The sequence below is a fragment of the Beijerinckia sp. 28-YEA-48 genome (assembly GCF_900104955.1).
Lineage (GTDB): Bacteria > Pseudomonadota > Alphaproteobacteria > Rhizobiales > Beijerinckiaceae > Terripilifer.
Genome location: NZ_FNSI01000001.1, coordinates 749642 through 764192, shown reverse-complemented (window position 1 = coordinate 764192; position 14551 = coordinate 749642). Strand labels below are relative to the sequence as shown.

12 protein-coding genes are annotated in these 14551 nt (G+C 61.9%); 2 read left to right on the top strand and 10 right to left on the bottom strand.

Annotated features, from left to right (window positions below; all coding sequences use genetic code 11):
• Positions 1-31: 31 nt before the first annotated feature.
• Entirely contained in the window at positions 32-2041 is a 2010-nt protein-coding gene (locus BLW50_RS03605) for an acetyl-CoA carboxylase biotin carboxylase subunit (RefSeq protein ID WP_090697533.1), read from the bottom strand.
• Between the two features lie 95 nt (positions 2042-2136).
• Positions 2137-2598 (bottom strand): hypothetical protein, encoded by a 462-nt coding sequence (locus tag BLW50_RS03600; RefSeq protein WP_139267445.1) that lies wholly within the window; start codon positions 2596-2598, stop codon positions 2137-2139.
• Between the two features lie 324 nt (positions 2599-2922).
• Between BLW50_RS03600 and BLW50_RS03595 the strand changes: the two genes are divergently transcribed.
• Positions 2923-5646, top strand: a complete 2724-nt coding sequence (locus BLW50_RS03595) for a beta strand repeat-containing protein (RefSeq protein ID WP_090697524.1) — start codon at positions 2923-2925, stop codon at positions 5644-5646.
• 5 nt (positions 5647-5651) lie between these two features.
• On the opposite strand, the gene BLW50_RS03590 is transcribed toward BLW50_RS03595, so the two are convergent.
• The 6 genes from BLW50_RS03590 to BLW50_RS03565 all read right to left on the bottom strand — a co-directional run bounded on the left by BLW50_RS03590 (position 5652) and on the right by BLW50_RS03565 (position 11480).
• The gene (locus BLW50_RS03590) at positions 5652-7187 is read right to left on the bottom strand and encodes an acyl-CoA carboxylase subunit beta (protein WP_090708639.1); all 1536 of its coding nucleotides are present in this window, start codon (positions 7185-7187) and stop codon (positions 5652-5654) included.
• Between the two features lie 33 nt (positions 7188-7220).
• Positions 7221-8048, bottom strand: a complete 828-nt coding sequence (locus tag BLW50_RS03585; RefSeq protein WP_090697521.1) for an ATP12 family chaperone protein — start codon at positions 8046-8048, stop codon at positions 7221-7223.
• 2 nt (positions 8049-8050) lie between these two features.
• Positions 8051-8614 carry a carboxymuconolactone decarboxylase family protein gene (locus BLW50_RS03580; RefSeq protein ID WP_090697519.1) on the bottom strand — a complete coding sequence of 188 codons (564 nt, stop codon included), beginning with the start codon at positions 8612-8614 and terminating at the stop codon, positions 8051-8053.
• Positions 8615-8617: 3 nt separating this feature from the next.
• Positions 8618-9709: an RluA family pseudouridine synthase gene (locus BLW50_RS03575; RefSeq protein WP_090697515.1), complete on the bottom strand. Its 1092-nt coding sequence runs from the start codon at positions 9707-9709 to the stop codon at positions 8618-8620.
• Positions 9706-10089 (bottom strand): fluoride efflux transporter CrcB, encoded by a 384-nt coding sequence (crcB, locus tag BLW50_RS03570; protein WP_090697511.1) that lies wholly within the window; start codon positions 10087-10089, stop codon positions 9706-9708. Before crcB ends, BLW50_RS03575 begins: the two co-directional genes overlap by 4 nt.
• Before the next feature lie 80 nt (positions 10090-10169).
• Entirely contained in the window at positions 10170-11480 is a 1311-nt protein-coding gene (locus tag BLW50_RS03565) for a replication-associated recombination protein A (RefSeq protein WP_090697507.1), read from the bottom strand.
• A 167-nt stretch (positions 11481-11647) separates the two neighbouring features.
• Between BLW50_RS03565 and BLW50_RS03560 the strand changes: the two genes are divergently transcribed.
• The gene (locus BLW50_RS03560) at positions 11648-12295 is read left to right on the top strand and encodes a ParA family protein (RefSeq protein WP_090697503.1); all 648 of its coding nucleotides are present in this window, start codon (positions 11648-11650) and stop codon (positions 12293-12295) included.
• 52 nt (positions 12296-12347) lie between these two features.
• Here BLW50_RS03560 and BLW50_RS03555 read toward each other — a convergent pair whose 3' ends face one another.
• Together BLW50_RS03555 and BLW50_RS03550 are read right to left on the bottom strand one after the other, a co-directional pair.
• Positions 12348-13745, bottom strand: a complete 1398-nt coding sequence (locus BLW50_RS03555) for a DegQ family serine endoprotease (protein ID WP_090697498.1) — start codon at positions 13743-13745, stop codon at positions 12348-12350.
• 128 nt (positions 13746-13873) lie between these two features.
• The gene (locus BLW50_RS03550) at positions 13874-14530 is read right to left on the bottom strand and encodes an ankyrin repeat domain-containing protein (protein WP_210186027.1); all 657 of its coding nucleotides are present in this window, start codon (positions 14528-14530) and stop codon (positions 13874-13876) included.
• Between the last annotated feature and the right edge of the window lie 21 nt (positions 14531-14551).

The following is a 14551-nucleotide window of genomic DNA, read 5'->3' as shown; positions in this document are numbered from 1 at the left end:
TCCGTCGAGCTGTGAAACGCTATGAAGACCCTCAAGCAAATTCCATGATCACCGCATCGACGGCCAGCGAGTCGCCGGCCTTGGCCAACAACTTGCGCACGGTCACGTCGCGCTCGGCCCGCAGCACATTCTCCATCTTCATCGCCTCGACGATGCAGAGCGGCTCGCCAGCGCTCACCTGCTGCCCTTCGGTGACGAAGATCGTTTTCACCAGCCCGGGCATCGGGCAGATCAATGCCTTCGACGTGTCGGCCTGTTTCTTTTCCGGCATGATCGCCGCGAGATCGGCCTCTCGCCGTGTGTAAACATGAATGATCGCGGCGGTGCCGTGGCTGGTCAACGCCATACCGTTGAGCACAGGACGAAGCTGCGCGGCATAGGGCGTGTCGTCGATCATACCGCGCCACACCAATTCACCTGGCACCCAGCTCGATTGCACGCGCAGCGCCCGCGCCGACGCATCGTCGATCCGAACCAGCAAACCATCGTCAGCTTCGTCGACGACAATGTTGATGCGCTCGCCATGCAGAATGACGGCGCGTTCGCGCAGGAACACCACCGGATTTTGCGTTTGCATCTGGCCGGAAATCTGCCGCTTGCGCTCATTGGCGACATGGTCGGCATGAACAGCGATGGCAGTGAGAGCGAAGCGCGCTTCCCCTTCCGGCATCGGCATGGCGAAGCCATGCGGATATTCCTCGGCGATGAAGCCAGTCGACAAGCGGGCCTCGCGCCAGCGCTTGTGCTGCATCAACGACGACAGAAACGGAATATTGTGGCGGATGCCATCGATGACGAATTCATCGAGTGCCCGCGCTTGCGCGTCGATGGCCGCCTCACGATCGCCCGCATGCGTGACGAGCTTGGCGATCATCGGATCGTAATAGATCGAGATCTCGCCGCCTTCCTGCACGCCCGTGTCATTGCGCACGGTGACGCCATCGTAATGGCCTTCCGTCGGCGGCCGATATTTCACCAGGCGGCCGGTCGACGGCAGGAAGCCGCGCACTGGGTCTTCCGCATAGACGCGGCTTTCCACCGCCCATCCCCGCAGATGCACATGGCTCTGGCGGATCGCCAGCGTTTCGCCGGCCGCCACACGGATCATCTGCTCCACCAGATCGATGCCGGTGACGAGTTCGGTCACCGGATGCTCGACTTGCAGACGGGTGTTCATTTCCAGAAAGTAGAAGCTGCGATCCTGGCCGGCGACGAATTCGACGGTGCCGGCGGAATCGTAATCGACCGCCTTGGCGAGAGCGACGGCTTGCGCGCCCATGGCGCGGCGCGTTTCCTCATCGAGCAGCGGTGACGGCGCTTCCTCGATCACCTTCTGGTTGCGGCGCTGGATCGAACATTCGCGCTCGCCGAGATAGATGACATTGCCGTGCTTGTCGCCAAGCACCTGAATTTCGATATGGCGTGGATTGACGATGAACTTTTCGATGAAGACACGATCGTCGCCGAAGGACGACAGGGCCTCGGACTTCGCCCGTTCAAATCCTTCCGCCACCTCATCGCGCGAGTTGGCAATGCGCATGCCCTTGCCGCCGCCACCCGCCGACGCCTTGATCATCACCGGATAGCCGATCTCGTCGGCGATCTGCACCGCATGTTCCGGACTGTCGATCACGCCCAGATGCCCCGGCACGGTCGAAACCTTGGCCGCATTGGCGAATTTCTTCGACTCGATCTTGTCGCCCATGGCGGCGATGGCGCGCGGATTGGGGCCGATGAAGATGATGCCGGCCGCTTTTAGCGCCTCGGCGAAGGCCTGGCGCTCCGATAGGAAGCCGTAGCCCGGATGCACGGCCTCGGCCCCCGTCTGCTGGCAGGCGGCGACGATCCGGTCGATCAGGAGATAGGATTCGGCGGCGGGCGCTGGGCCGATGTGGACGGCCTCATCGGCCATCGCCACATGCAGGGCATCACGATCAGCGTCCGAATAAACCGCAACCGTGGCAATTCCCATGCGGCGGGCGGTTTTGATGACACGGCAAGCAATCTCGCCCCGATTGGCGATCAGAATTTTCTTGAACATTCATGCCCCGACGGCCGGCAAGGAAAGCGCCGGCCCGACTGTTCTAAAAGGGGCACGCACAGCCGTCTATAGGTCAATTTTACAGAAAATACGGCTCAAGCGGCCTTCTGCACGGCCTTTTCCAAGACATTTCCGAGCCCTTGCCAGCCTGCGCCCGCGCGACCGCGAACCGCCGCCGGCAACCAAGCCGGTACCCGATGCGCCTCGGCCAGGACATTGACCAGCAAAGCGAAGGTGTTGAGCGTGCAGGTCTTGTCTGCCTGCTGGATCAACCATTCGGCTTGCGGTGTGTTGACGACGCCGGTCGGACGCGCCTGCCAGACGACGTGATCGGTGATCGCCTCGACGAACAGTGCCGTCCATTCGGGGCATTTCACCGCGCTGCTACGCTCAAGATGAAACAGCGCCTCGGCTTCGTCACGCCCGACACTGGTTTGCGAGAAGATCAATCGGCGCAACCGCACCACATCTTCCGTCGTGACTTCGTTGGCATTCGTCAGTGAAACGACAGCGGCGCGGCCGCGATCAAGATGTTCACCAAGACCAGTCCTGTTCATGTCCATTTGCTCGACCCCGTTCTGCGGCTTCTTTAACGACGCCGTCTTGATGACGTTAACCTCTAGGTCATGGCCGTTGCCATCCGATGAACGCGCCGCAGGCTTCGCGGCACAGGGTTAAAGGCCACGCAACAGGTTTGGTTGCCGATTCCATAACCGGTTCGCCACCAGCTAAAACCGTAACACCTTGTTTACGTAAACAAATTGAATCCGCGATCACTACAATCCGAAGAGCCTTGATTTATAAGTCCGTTAAGCCCGACACCCCAGTTTGCGAGCTGCAGAGTGTGAGCCATTGGGACGCGACGGCGTCGGGGATTGGGAATGAATTCGGGTTCTAGGGCTGGTCAGCGCCGGCGCGGCAGAAAAGGCGTTGCGCCGCTTGCAAGCTGCGCCACCGTTTTTCTGGCCGCAACCCTCCCGCTTGATGTCGCTCACGCCGATTGCACGCTCTCTGGCAATGGCACTTTGGAATGCACCGGCGCAATCAGCCCCAATGGTGTCGATAACGCCGGCCTCATCGGCGACGTCCACATCCAATATGGCACCACGGTTATCGGCGGCACCGCGAGCACCAATGCCGGTGTTTCCATGGGCCCATCGGGCACCTTGCTGAACGACGGCTCAATAACCGGCAATACCAACGGCGTCACCGGCGAGGACTTGCTGATCCTCCACAACAACGGCGTCATTCGTGGCACGGGGGCGAGCGGCGTTGCCGGCCAAGGCGGCATAAACGGAACCAACAATGGCCTGATCCAGGGACAGACCGTCGGCATCTCCACGTCTTCATCCCTGCAATTGGAAAACAATGGCCGCATCTCCGGCCGGATCGGCACACAGTCGCAGAGCCTGCAGTTGACGAACAATGGCACGATCGATGCTCTCGATGTCGGCGTTGACGTGACCGGCAATGCCGCGGGCAACGCCAAAGTCGTCAACGACGGCACGATCTCCGTCGGCAACACGTCTGGATTGGCCGTTCGCGCTGCCGGCAATTTAGAGCTCACCAACCGGGCGCGGATTGTTGGCGGGATCAGCGCCTTCGGCGTCAATGCCACCAACACCGGTACGATCGATGGCCAGGCGGGCGCGGCTTTCTACAGTATCGGCGCTTTCAACCTGACCAACAACGGCACGGTGACCGGCAAAACAGGCGCTATCGCCGTCGATGGCTCTGCGAGTATCACCAATGGCGGCGCCATATTGTCATCAGGCGCCGGCAGCACGGCGATCCAAGCCACCAACCTGTCGCTCACCAACAACAGCCAGGTCTCGGCCAGCGGCGACGGCTCGACCGGCATTCGCGTCACCAACGATGCCTCGGTCGCCAATAACGGCTTGATCTCGGCGGCCAACAACGGTGTCGCCGTCAACATCGGCCGCAACGCGACGATCACCAACAGCGGCCAGATTTCCGCCGACGTATCGACCAGCGCCGCGACACCCTCGATCGGCGTCGCCATCGGCAACAGCGCCTCCATCACCAATACGGGTGTGATCTTGGCTGGTGGCAATGGCAGCCAAGCCGCTTATGGCGTTTACAGCACCGGCGACAGCACCGTCACCAATCAAGGCCGCATCTCGGCAACCGGCAATGGCGCCGTGGCCGTGGCCGGCGCCAGTAATATGACTTTGACCAATACTGGCGCGGTCCTCGCCACGGGCGCCGGCTCAATCGGCTTCTTCGCGGGCAATACAGCCAATCTCAACAACAGCGGCCAGGTCTCGGGGGCAGCGGTCGGCGTTGGCGCCAGCGGCTCCGTCAACATCACCAACGGCGGCTCCATCTCTGGGGCCACCGGCGTTCAGGTGAATGCGTCATCGACGCCATCCGCTGGCTCCGTCATCAACAACAATGGCACGATTATCGGCACGTCAGGCGTCGCGATCCAGCTCACCGGCGCGGCCGATACGCTGACCATCGGCCGCAACTCCCGCATCAGCGGCCTGATCGCGATCGGCGGTGGCGGCGACACGATCAATCTCGATGCCGGCGGCCATCGTTCGCAGGTTCTGGTTTTCGACACCTTGCAAGGTGCGCAGATCAACGTCAGCAATGCGCCGGGGTGGCAGCGCACTGGCAATGCCATCGTCGTGGTCGACACGACGACCCAGCAGATGGCCGATCGCGGTGTCAGCGACGTAACCGACGCGGTGCGCGACATCACGCTCGGCCGCATCAGCGAACCCGTCAATCGCCGGCAAAGCAATACCGGCTTTTACATCGAGCCGTTCGGCGGCGCGCGCCGACAAGGCGAAACCACCAGGACCGCGGGCTATACGGCAACCAGCACTGGCGCGGTCATTGGCATCGAAAGCGCCCAGATGGCGCCCCTGCGCATCGGCGCCTTCGTCGGTGGCGCCATGGGCAATTCGAAAGCCAGCGGCACCGACCCACTCTCGCACCAGGCGACCTATGGCGTCGCCGGTGTCTACGGACGCTATTCGCAAGACATCTTCTTCGTCGAAGCAGCGGTGACGGGCGGCATCACCTCAGGTCAGAGCACGCGCACCGTCGTCAGCAACATGCTCGCCACGGGCCAGGCCACCGTCACCGGTCATACCAGCGGCAAATTCTTGAGCCCGGAGATTGGCGCTGGCGTCGACATCGCTGTCAATGACACCACGAGCATCAAACCTTCCATCCACTATCGCTATACAGTGACCGGATGGAACGGCACGACCGAGAACGATCCCGTCGCCGGCATGACGCTTGGCGGCCGCAGCACGCGCACCAGCGAAATGCGCGCCGAAATCACCGGTAGCCACATCTATCGCTATCTCGATGGCACCTTGCATGTCTACGAAACACTGGGCGTCATCTCACGCCGAAGCAATGGCTCGGATGTGTTGGCCCAACTCGCCGGCTCCGCTGTCAGTATCGACCCGACCGGCCCGCGCACGACGCTCGGCCTGTTCGCTGTTGCCGGCCTCGAATGGCGCGGCCAGGGCGCCTACAGCCTGTTCGCCAATCTCAGAGGCGAATGGCACAACGACAAGAATGCCATTTTCGCCATGCGCGCCGGGGCGATGATGCGTTTCTAAGACTTCTACAGTGGAATATTGTCGTGTTTCTTCCAAGGATTTTCCAGATCCTTGTGGCGCAGCATGGCCAATGCGCGCGCGATACGTTTGCGCGTTGCATGCGGCATGATCACCTCATCGATATAGCCGCGTTCAGCGGCAACGAAGGGTGACAGAAAGCGATCTTCATATTCCTTGGTCCGCGCTGCGATCTTCTCGGCATCCTTGATATCAGCCCGGAAGATGATCTCGACCGCGCCCTTGGCACCCATCACCGCGATCTGCGCCGACGGCCAGGCATAGTTGAAATCGCCCCGCAGATGTTTGGACGCCATCACGTCATAGGCGCCCCCAAAGGCCTTGCGCGTGATGACTGTGACTTTTGGTACCGTCGCTTCCGCATAGGCGAACAGCAGTTTCGCACCATGCTTGATCAGGCCGCCATATTCCTGCGCCGTGCCCGGCAAAAAGCCTGGCACATCGACAAAGGTAACGATGGGAATGTTGAACGCATCGCAGAAGCGCACGAAGCGCGCCGCCTTGCGCGATGCATCGCTGTCGAGAACACCCGCCAGCACCATCGGCTGATTGGCGACGAAACCGATCGTGCGCCCTTCGATCCGCCCGAAGCCCGTGACGATATTGCGCGCATGCGCTTCTTGGATTTCGAAGAAGTCACCTTCGTCAGCGACTTTCGAAATGAGCTCGCGGATGTCGTAAGGCTTGTTGGGATTGTCAGGGACAAGCGTATCGAGCGAATAATCGAAGCGATCCACCGCGTCGAATGCCGGCCATTCCGGCACATCGTCGCGGTTTGACGACGGCAGGAAATCGATCAGCCGCCGGATCTGCAGCAGCGCCTCTACATCATTGTCATAGGCATGATCGGCAACGGAAGACTTGGTGGTGTGCACCGAAGCGCCGCCCAGCTCCTCCGCCGTCACCGTTTCATTGGTGACGGTCTTCACCACCTCGGGTCCGGTGACGAACATATAGCTGGTGTCGCGCACCATGAAGATGAAATCGGTCATGGCCGGCGAATAGACGTCGCCACCCGCGCAGGGGCCCATGATCACCGAGATCTGCGGGATAACGCCCGAAGCCAGAACGTTGCGTTGGAACACTTCCGCATAGCCGCCAAGTGCTGCAACGCCTTCCTGAATACGCGCACCGCCAGCATCGAAGAGCCCGATGATCGGCGCGCGGTTCTTCAGCGCCATATCCTGGATCTTCATGATCTTCTGCGCATGGGTCTCCGACAGGGAGCCGCCGAACACGGTGAAATCCTTGGCATAGACGAAGACCGTGCGGCCGTTCACCGTGCCCCAGCCGGTGACGACACCGTCGCCCGGGATCTTCTCGGCCTTGTCCATGCCGAAGTCGGTCGAGCGATGCTGCACGAACATATCGAATTCTTCGAAGGAATCGTGATCGAGCAGGAGGTCGATCCGCTCCCGCGCCGTAAGCTTGCCGCGCTTGTGCTGCGCGTCGATCCGCGCCTGCCCGCCGCCCAGAGCCGCTTTCCCCCGCCGCTCTTTCAGATCAGCAATAATATGTTTCACGAGCATCCTCCGGCTAATCTGTGGGCCCGGTGTTTAGGCGAGCGCGGCCAGCACCGCGGCCGCTGCATCCATTTCGATCTTGCGTCGCGCCTGGCGCTCAACGGCCTCGGCGTCGGCGCCCCAGACGCGCATCTGATAATCCTCATCCACCTGCGCCGCGGCCCAGGCTTCATCGGCTGCGAGCTTACCTGATGCCAGCGCCAGCGCCAGCAGCGCCGAGCCGGTCAAGGTCGTCACCGTGTTCAAGGCGGCGGCCTTCAAAGGCGCCGCCACGCCCTGCCCGGTCAGATCCGCCACCACCGCATGAACGGCCGCGAGCGTTTCTTCCGGCTGCGCCGCATGCATCACCCCTTCAGCCAGGACAAAGCGAGCACCATGGGTCTCGCGCATCCAGGCGATGACAGGATCCCAGGCTTGGCGCTGTGCGGCGGCAAGCGTCTCCGGCTCGCCGGCGCGATAACACAGCAAGTCCGAGCCAGCGTATTTGACCACTTCAGCCTGCACGGCCGCGATGTCGCGCGCCACACCATCGAGCGCCGAATTAACGAGACGAGTCAGCGGCATTGCGGACGGGTCAATGACCTCCTTCTGCGCCTCCCACTCAGCCACCAGCAATTGCGCGAGCCGGGCATCCGGCACCGCCAGCTGATTGCGCGCCGGGGTCAGCGCCGGACGGCCGTCGAGCACCAGCGTAAACTGGCCATCTTCTTCGCGCGTGTCGGCGTTCTTGTAGAAGCGGCGCGGCAAGGCCTTACGCTGATCGCGCCGCGCCATTTCCACCGGATCGATATTCTCTCCGGTGGTGGGCAGCAGGTCGCGCAAGAGATCGCGCTCGGGATCACGCTTGGGATCGTCGCCCATCATCACTCCGGAAAGCGCGGCAACGCCGTTTCGCCAGACGGCGGCGCGACGCGCGCCACATTCATCGTCATCGCCAGCAGCGAATAATAGCCGACAAGGCCGCAGAGCTCGACCACGCCGGTCTCGCCGAATTGCACCTTGGCGAGCTCATAGGTCGCATCGCTGACCCGGCGCGTGGCGAGCAATTCGGAAACGAAATCCCAGACGATCTGCTCTTCCTTGGTCAGCGGCACCGGCCGGCGTCCGTCGCGGATCGCCGCCACCGTCTCTTCGGTGACGCCAGCGGCCAGTGCATGTTTGCGATGGGCGCCCCACTCGAAATCCTGTGTCCAGTGCCGCGCCACCATCAGAATGGTGAACTCGCTCAACCGGCCCGACAGCGAGCAGCGATAACGCAGGAACTCACCAACGCGGTGCGTGCGGGTCAGCAGTTCCGGCGAACGGATGAACACATGCCACGGCCCGGAAAATCCAACCTTGCGTTCGGCCACGAACTCGTCATGCGCCTGCTTCTGCTCGGGCGTGAAGTCTTTTTCAGCGAGTGGGGGCAGACGACATTCGCTCACGAACTACTCCTGTGGGGCATCCTCGATGGGATCATATTGCTTCACGTCGAAGCCGAAGAAATCGAAGGTCTTCTGCATATGCGGCGGCAGCGGCGCGGTGATATCGAGCGTGCCACCGCGCGGATGCGGCAGGACGAGACGCCGCGCCAGCAGATGCAGCTTGCGTTCGATCTCAGCAGGGATGGCGCGCATCGGATCGGTGCGGCGCGGATCATTGCTCTTCAGATCGAGCCCATATTTCGGATCGCCGATGATCGGATGGCCGATGGCCTCCGCATGGGCGCGCAACTGATGGGTGCGGCCGGTGATCGGCTTCATCGACAGCCAGGCGAGCCGCGGCGCCACCTTGTCCACCGTGGCATAGAAGGTCACCGAATGCTGCGCGTCCTCTTCGCCGTGTTTGGCGACGCGCATCTTCTCGGGATCAATGCGCGCGGAGGAAGCGGGCCGTTGCTCACCGCGCTTGTCGCCCATGCCCGGCCCCTTGGCCAGGAACAACGAGATACGGCCCTGGAACGGCTTGGGCACGCCTTCGACAACCGCCCAGTAGATTTTGCGCGCCTGGCGCGAGCGGAAGATTTCGCCGAGGTCCGAGGCGATCTTGCGCGACTTGGCGATCAGCAGCACGCCCGACGTGTCCCGATCGAGACGATGCACGAGCACCGGGCGTTCGCCCTTCTCGTTGGCCATGGCCATCAGCATGCCGTCGACATGGCGCGTCGTTCCGGAACCACCCTGCACGGCCAACCCATAGGGCTTGTTGATCGCCATCAGATATTTGTCCTCGAACAGGACAAGCTCTTTCAGCATGCGCACGTCGTCGGGCGAAGCCGGCCGTGCCTTCTTGACCGCCGGAGCGGCCGGCGGCGCATCGAGCTTCAGCGGCGGCACCCTGATGGTGTTGCCATCGGCGATGCGCGTCGACGTCTCGGTGCGTTTGCCATCAACCCGCACTTCGCCCTTGCGAACGATGCGGTTGAGATGGGCGAGCGAAAGCGCGGGAAAGTGCCGGCGGAACCAGCGGTCAAGCCGCATGCCGTCTTCGTCGGCGCTGACGATCAATGTCTGCACGGCTGTGCTCTGTCCATCGCTCATGACAGCGCCCTAACCAAAGCAAGGCCTATGGCCAGCGCCGCAACCGACGCACCCACGGAAGCGAGCGCATAGAGCCCGGCGGTCGCCACCTCGCCCCGCTCCCACAGCTGCATGGTATCCAGCGAAAACGCCGAAAATGTCGTGAAGCCGCCAAGAATGCCGGTCGTCAGGAACAGCCGCGTATGCTGCGTCCAGCTCTCGCTGGCGCGGAACGCCAGCCAGGCCACCAGCCCGCCCATGACAAAAGAACCCAGAACGTTGACGGCCAGCGTCCCCCAGGGAAAATCGGTCCCGCACAGGCGTGCGCAGCCCAAATTCACCCCATGGCGGAGCGCGCCCCCAAGTCCGGCGCCAAAAAATACGATCAAAAAACCCATCATGCCCCCTCTATAGAGGGCGGAACCGGCCCCGTCATCACTTCAAAAGGGCAAGAATCCAGGAATGAATCCGGGAATGAATGTCAGGATTCGCCGCGTTCCTGGCGCAGCTTGGCCCAGTATTCCAGCCGCTTGCGCACTTCGCGCTCGAAACCGCGTTCCACCGGCTCATAAAGGCTCCGCCGCCCCAGTTTCTCGGGCCAGTAGTTCTGGCCGGAAAAAGCGTCCGGCTGGTCATGGTCATAGCGATAGCCGGCGCCATAACCCTCGTCCTTCATCAGCTTGGTCGGCGCGTTCAAAATGGTCTGCGGCGGCATCAGCGAGCCATAGGTCTTGGCCAGGGCGGTGGCCTTCTGCCAGGCGACATAGGCGGCGTTCGATTTCGGCGCCGAGGCGACATAGAGAACCGCATTGGCCAGCGCCAGTTCACCTTCGGGCGTACCCAGGAAATCATAGGCCTCCTTCGCCGCATTGGCGACGAGAAGCGCTTGCGGATCAGCCAGGCCGATGTCTTCGATCGCCATGCGAACCACGCGCCGGGCGATGAACAAAGGATCCTCACCGGCATCGAGCATGCGCGCCAGATAATAAAGCGCCGCATCGGGATCTGAACCGCGCACCGATTTGTGCAGGGCGCTGATCAGATTGTAATGCCCCTCCTGCCCCTTGTCGTAGATCGGGGCGCGACGCTGGACGATCTCGCCCAGATGCTCGATGTCGAAAATCTCGCCTTCGCCAGCCGCACGCCAGATTTCCTCAGCCAATGTGAGCGCGGCGCGGCCATCACCATCCGCCATCCGCACCAGACTGTGGCGCGCGCCTTCATCAAGCGGCAGCGCCTTACCTTCAAGGCTCTCGGCTCGGGCGAGAAGCTTGCCGATCGCTTCCTCGTCGAGCGAGCGAAACGTCATCACCCGCGCGCGCGACAGGAGCGCCGCGTTGAGTTCGAACGACGGGTTCTCGGTGGTGGCGCCGATCAGCGTGATCGTGCCGTCTTCCATCACCGGCAGAAACGAATCCTGCTGGGCCCGATTGAAACGATGGATCTCATCGACGAACAACAATGTCGTCCGCCCAGCGCCATGAGAACGACGCGCCGCCTCGAACACTTTCTTCAGATCGGCAACGCCAGAGAAGATCGCCGAGATCTGAACGAAGTCGGCGTGCGTCTCCTGCGCCAGCAAACGCCCCACTGTTGTCTTGCCCGTTCCAGGCGGCCCCCAGAAGATCAGCGAGCCCAAAGAGCCGGAGCGAATCAGTCGCGTCAGCGCGCCATCGGGGCCAAGAAGGTGATCTTGCCCTGCAACCTCAGCCAACTTCTTCGGCCGCATGCGATCAGCAAGTGGCCGTGGCGCAAGGCTTTCTGACGAAGGCTTCGCGAACAGATCAGACATGGCTTGACCGGAGCTGGATCATTTTGCGACAATTCGTTAACGTTTCAGTTAGATTCTTTAATCAAGTTAACCATATTTCCTTCGCTCATTTCCGTGCGAACGAAAAGAAGCGGCGCCGTCTCCCAGGGACCTAGCGCCAAGGGATGTTAGGAAACAGGGGACATAATATGCGAATTATTGCTTTGGTCACCCAAAAGGGCGGATCCGGTAAGAGTACGATTGCTTCCTCGCTCGCCGTTGCGGCCGCGGAAAGTGGCGAAAAGGTCATTGTCGTCGATATGGATCCGCAGGCTTCGCTCGCGCGCTGGGCCAAGGTCCGTGAAGAAAAAGACATCGGTGTCACCACCTTTACGCCCGGCAAACTGTCGAGCGCCGTTGCCGCCATGGAAAAGGCTGGCGTCACCACCGTCATCATCGATACGCCCGGCACCGACTCGATCGCCTCGCAAGCGGCGATGAAAGTCGCTGACCTCTGCGTCATCCCGGCTCGCCCCAATGCCTTCGATCTGTGGGCCAGCGAGACGACCCGCAAGCAGTTGCGCGCCCTGCGCAAGGAATATGCGTTCCTGCTCAATCAATGCCCGCCGTCCCAGCAGAGCGCCCGTGTTGAACAGGGTGCCAAGGCGCTGGAGGCCATGGGCGGCCTGCTCAATCCGATGATCGCTTCGCGCGTCGACTATCAGGAGGCATCTCGCCTCGGTCTCGGCGTCACCGAATTGCATCCTTCCGGCGAAGCCGCCGAAGAGATCCGCAAGCTTTGGACGTCGCTCAAGCGGCGCGTCGGCAAGACCGCGTCGTCCCGCCGGGCGGCGTAAGCTTCAAGCCTTAAAGCTTAAAGCCCGGGCTAATCGCCCGGGCTTTTTCTTTTCAGCCACCGTTGATGACGGTGGTGAAGAGCTGACCATCACGCCCAACAGTGATCTGCCAGAACAGACGGCGCTGCGACGTCGCGTTCTGCATATCCTTGGTGCGAGCCATTTTCACATCGTTGATCGAAACGATGACATCGCCCTTCTGCAGGCCGAGCGACTGCGCGTTGGAACCATCCTCGATATCGATGACGACCACACCTTCGCGCACGCCATGCACGGAGAACTCTTCGCCGATCGCCGGCGAGTAATTGACCAAGGTCGCGCCAACGAAAGGCGAGCGTCCCGCGCTGATCTTGACTTCCTCACGCGGCGGATCTTCCGGCGCGACCTGAAGTTTGATCGGCAGAGTAAGCGGTTTGCCGCCACGCAGAATGCTCAAGGAAGCGGTTCCCCCGACTGGCTTGGTGCCGAGGCGGAAGCCGAGACTTTCCGGATCCACCACGGCTTGACCATCGACCGCCACGATCACGTCGCTCCGCTTCAGGCCCGCGTCCTCTGCCGCGCTCTTGGCGATGACATCGGCGACCAGAGCACCAGACGGACGATCAAGGCCGATGGAATCGGCGATCTCGCGTGAAACGCTCTGCAGGGTCGCACCTAGCCAGGGGCGACGCACTTGTCGTCCACCACCCTTGGCGGTGGCGAGAACGACCTTCACCATGTTGACCGGAATAGCGAAACCAATGCCGACCGAACCGCCGGAACGCGAATAGATCGCCGAGTTGATGCCGACGAGCCGCCCATCCATATCAACGAGCGCACCGCCGGAATTACCCGGATTGATGGCCGCGTCGGTCTGGATGAAGAAACCATAGTCGGAAATGCCGACCTGCGTCCGCGCCAATCCCGAGACGATGCCTTGCGTCACCGTCTGACCGACAGCGAAGGGGTTGCCGACAGCCAGCACCACGTCTCCCACTTCCAACGCATCGGAATCACCAATGTCGAGGGAGGGGAAATCCTTGCCGGTCTTTAGGCGCAGGATCGCGAGATCGGTACGTGGATCGCGCAGCACGATCTCGGCATCGATCTCACGCCGGTCGGACAGCGCCACCTTCACATCGGTCATGCCCTCGATGACATGGTTGTTGGTGACGACCAGTCCTGCCGAATCGACGATCACACCAGACCCCAGGGATTGCTGGGTCTGCGGACGGCCGCCCTGCCCGAAGAACTGGCGGAAGAACGGATCATCGAACAACGGGTTGGTCGGCGTCCGCTCGGTGCGCGACGCATAGACGTTCACCACCGCCGGCACCGTGCGCTTCACCACCGGCGCATAGGAGAGAACCAATTGCTGGCGGCTCTCTGGAACCTGGCGCGTTGGCGCCTGGGCGTGAGCAGGCAAGACAACGCAAGACAGGGAGAGGAGCAAAGCGACGCGGAACAACATGACCAGCTTCCTAAAAACAGCGATTGTGAAAATATAGGTTCGAACCCCTCCCCGCTCAATCGCGGAGCCGCAAAATGCGTTCCCTTGGAAGGAAGAAGGTTCGGGCTCGAAGGTGCTACTTAACGGTTCTATTTGGCCCCAGCCGCCGCCAGCACCTGCGCCACGACGGTCTGGCCCCGGCGTTGGGCATGGGTCAGTGGGGTCACACCGTCCCGGTCGGCCAGATTGACGTTAGCCCCGGCCGCAACAACAAGGCGCGTCGCCTCCACATGCCGCGGCCCGCCATCGCCCAGGATCACGATCTCAAGCAGGCAGGTCCATCCGAGATTGTTGACGTGGTTTACATCGATACCAGATTTTGTCGTGAGAAGACGGATTGTTTCGACATGACCCCGCTCGCAAGCCGGGATCAGGGCGCTGCCGCCAAAGCGATTGCGCAGCGACAGATCCGGCTTGTGCGACAGCATAAGCTCCAGAATGGCAGTGCGGCCCAAAGCGCCGGCCAACAGCCATGGCGTATCCTGATTGGCCGCCTGCGCGTTGACGTTGGCGCCACGCTGCAACAGCAGACGTGCCGCCTCGGTTTTCCCGGCAGCAACGGCAAGCAGTAGCGCTGTCTGGCCGTTGCGATCGACCGCATCAACCGCCGTCCCGCTGTCGAGCGCAGCAGCGATTGCCTTGGTGTCGCCGCGCGTCACCGCCTCATGCAATCTCTGGGTTGAAACGGGTTGTGCCATCACCGCCTGCGCGAACAGGACCGATAGGAAAGCGATCACAAATTTCATCAGGTCCCTCCGAAGCGAGAT

Bases quoted from the DNA above. Each gene is read 5' to 3' on its own strand.
- BLW50_RS03600 (WP_139267445.1), bottom strand. From the start codon at position 2,598: ATGAACAGGACTGGTCTTGGTGAACATCTTGATCGCGGCCGCGCCGCT.
- BLW50_RS03595 (WP_090697524.1), top strand. From the start codon at position 2,923: ATGAATTCGGGTTCTAGGGCTGGTCAGCGCCGGCGCGGCAGAAAAGGC.
- BLW50_RS03565 (WP_090697507.1), bottom strand. From the start codon at position 11,480: ATGTCTGATCTGTTCGCGAAGCCTTCGTCAGAAAGCCTTGCGCCACGG.
- crcB (WP_090697511.1), bottom strand. From the start codon at position 10,089: ATGATGGGTTTTTTGATCGTATTTTTTGGCGCCGGACTTGGGGGCGCG.
- BLW50_RS03555 (WP_090697498.1), bottom strand. From the start codon at position 13,745: ATGTTGTTCCGCGTCGCTTTGCTCCTCTCCCTGTCTTGCGTTGTCTTG.
- BLW50_RS03560 (WP_090697503.1), top strand. From the start codon at position 11,648: ATGCGAATTATTGCTTTGGTCACCCAAAAGGGCGGATCCGGTAAGAGT.
- BLW50_RS03605 (WP_090697533.1), bottom strand. From the start codon at position 2,041: ATGTTCAAGAAAATTCTGATCGCCAATCGGGGCGAGATTGCTTGCCGT.
- BLW50_RS03585 (WP_090697521.1), bottom strand. From the start codon at position 8,048: ATGGGCGACGATCCCAAGCGTGATCCCGAGCGCGATCTCTTGCGCGAC.
- BLW50_RS03550 (WP_210186027.1), bottom strand. From the start codon at position 14,530: ATGAAATTTGTGATCGCTTTCCTATCGGTCCTGTTCGCGCAGGCGGTG.
- BLW50_RS03575 (WP_090697515.1), bottom strand. From the start codon at position 9,709: ATGAGCGATGGACAGAGCACAGCCGTGCAGACATTGATCGTCAGCGCC.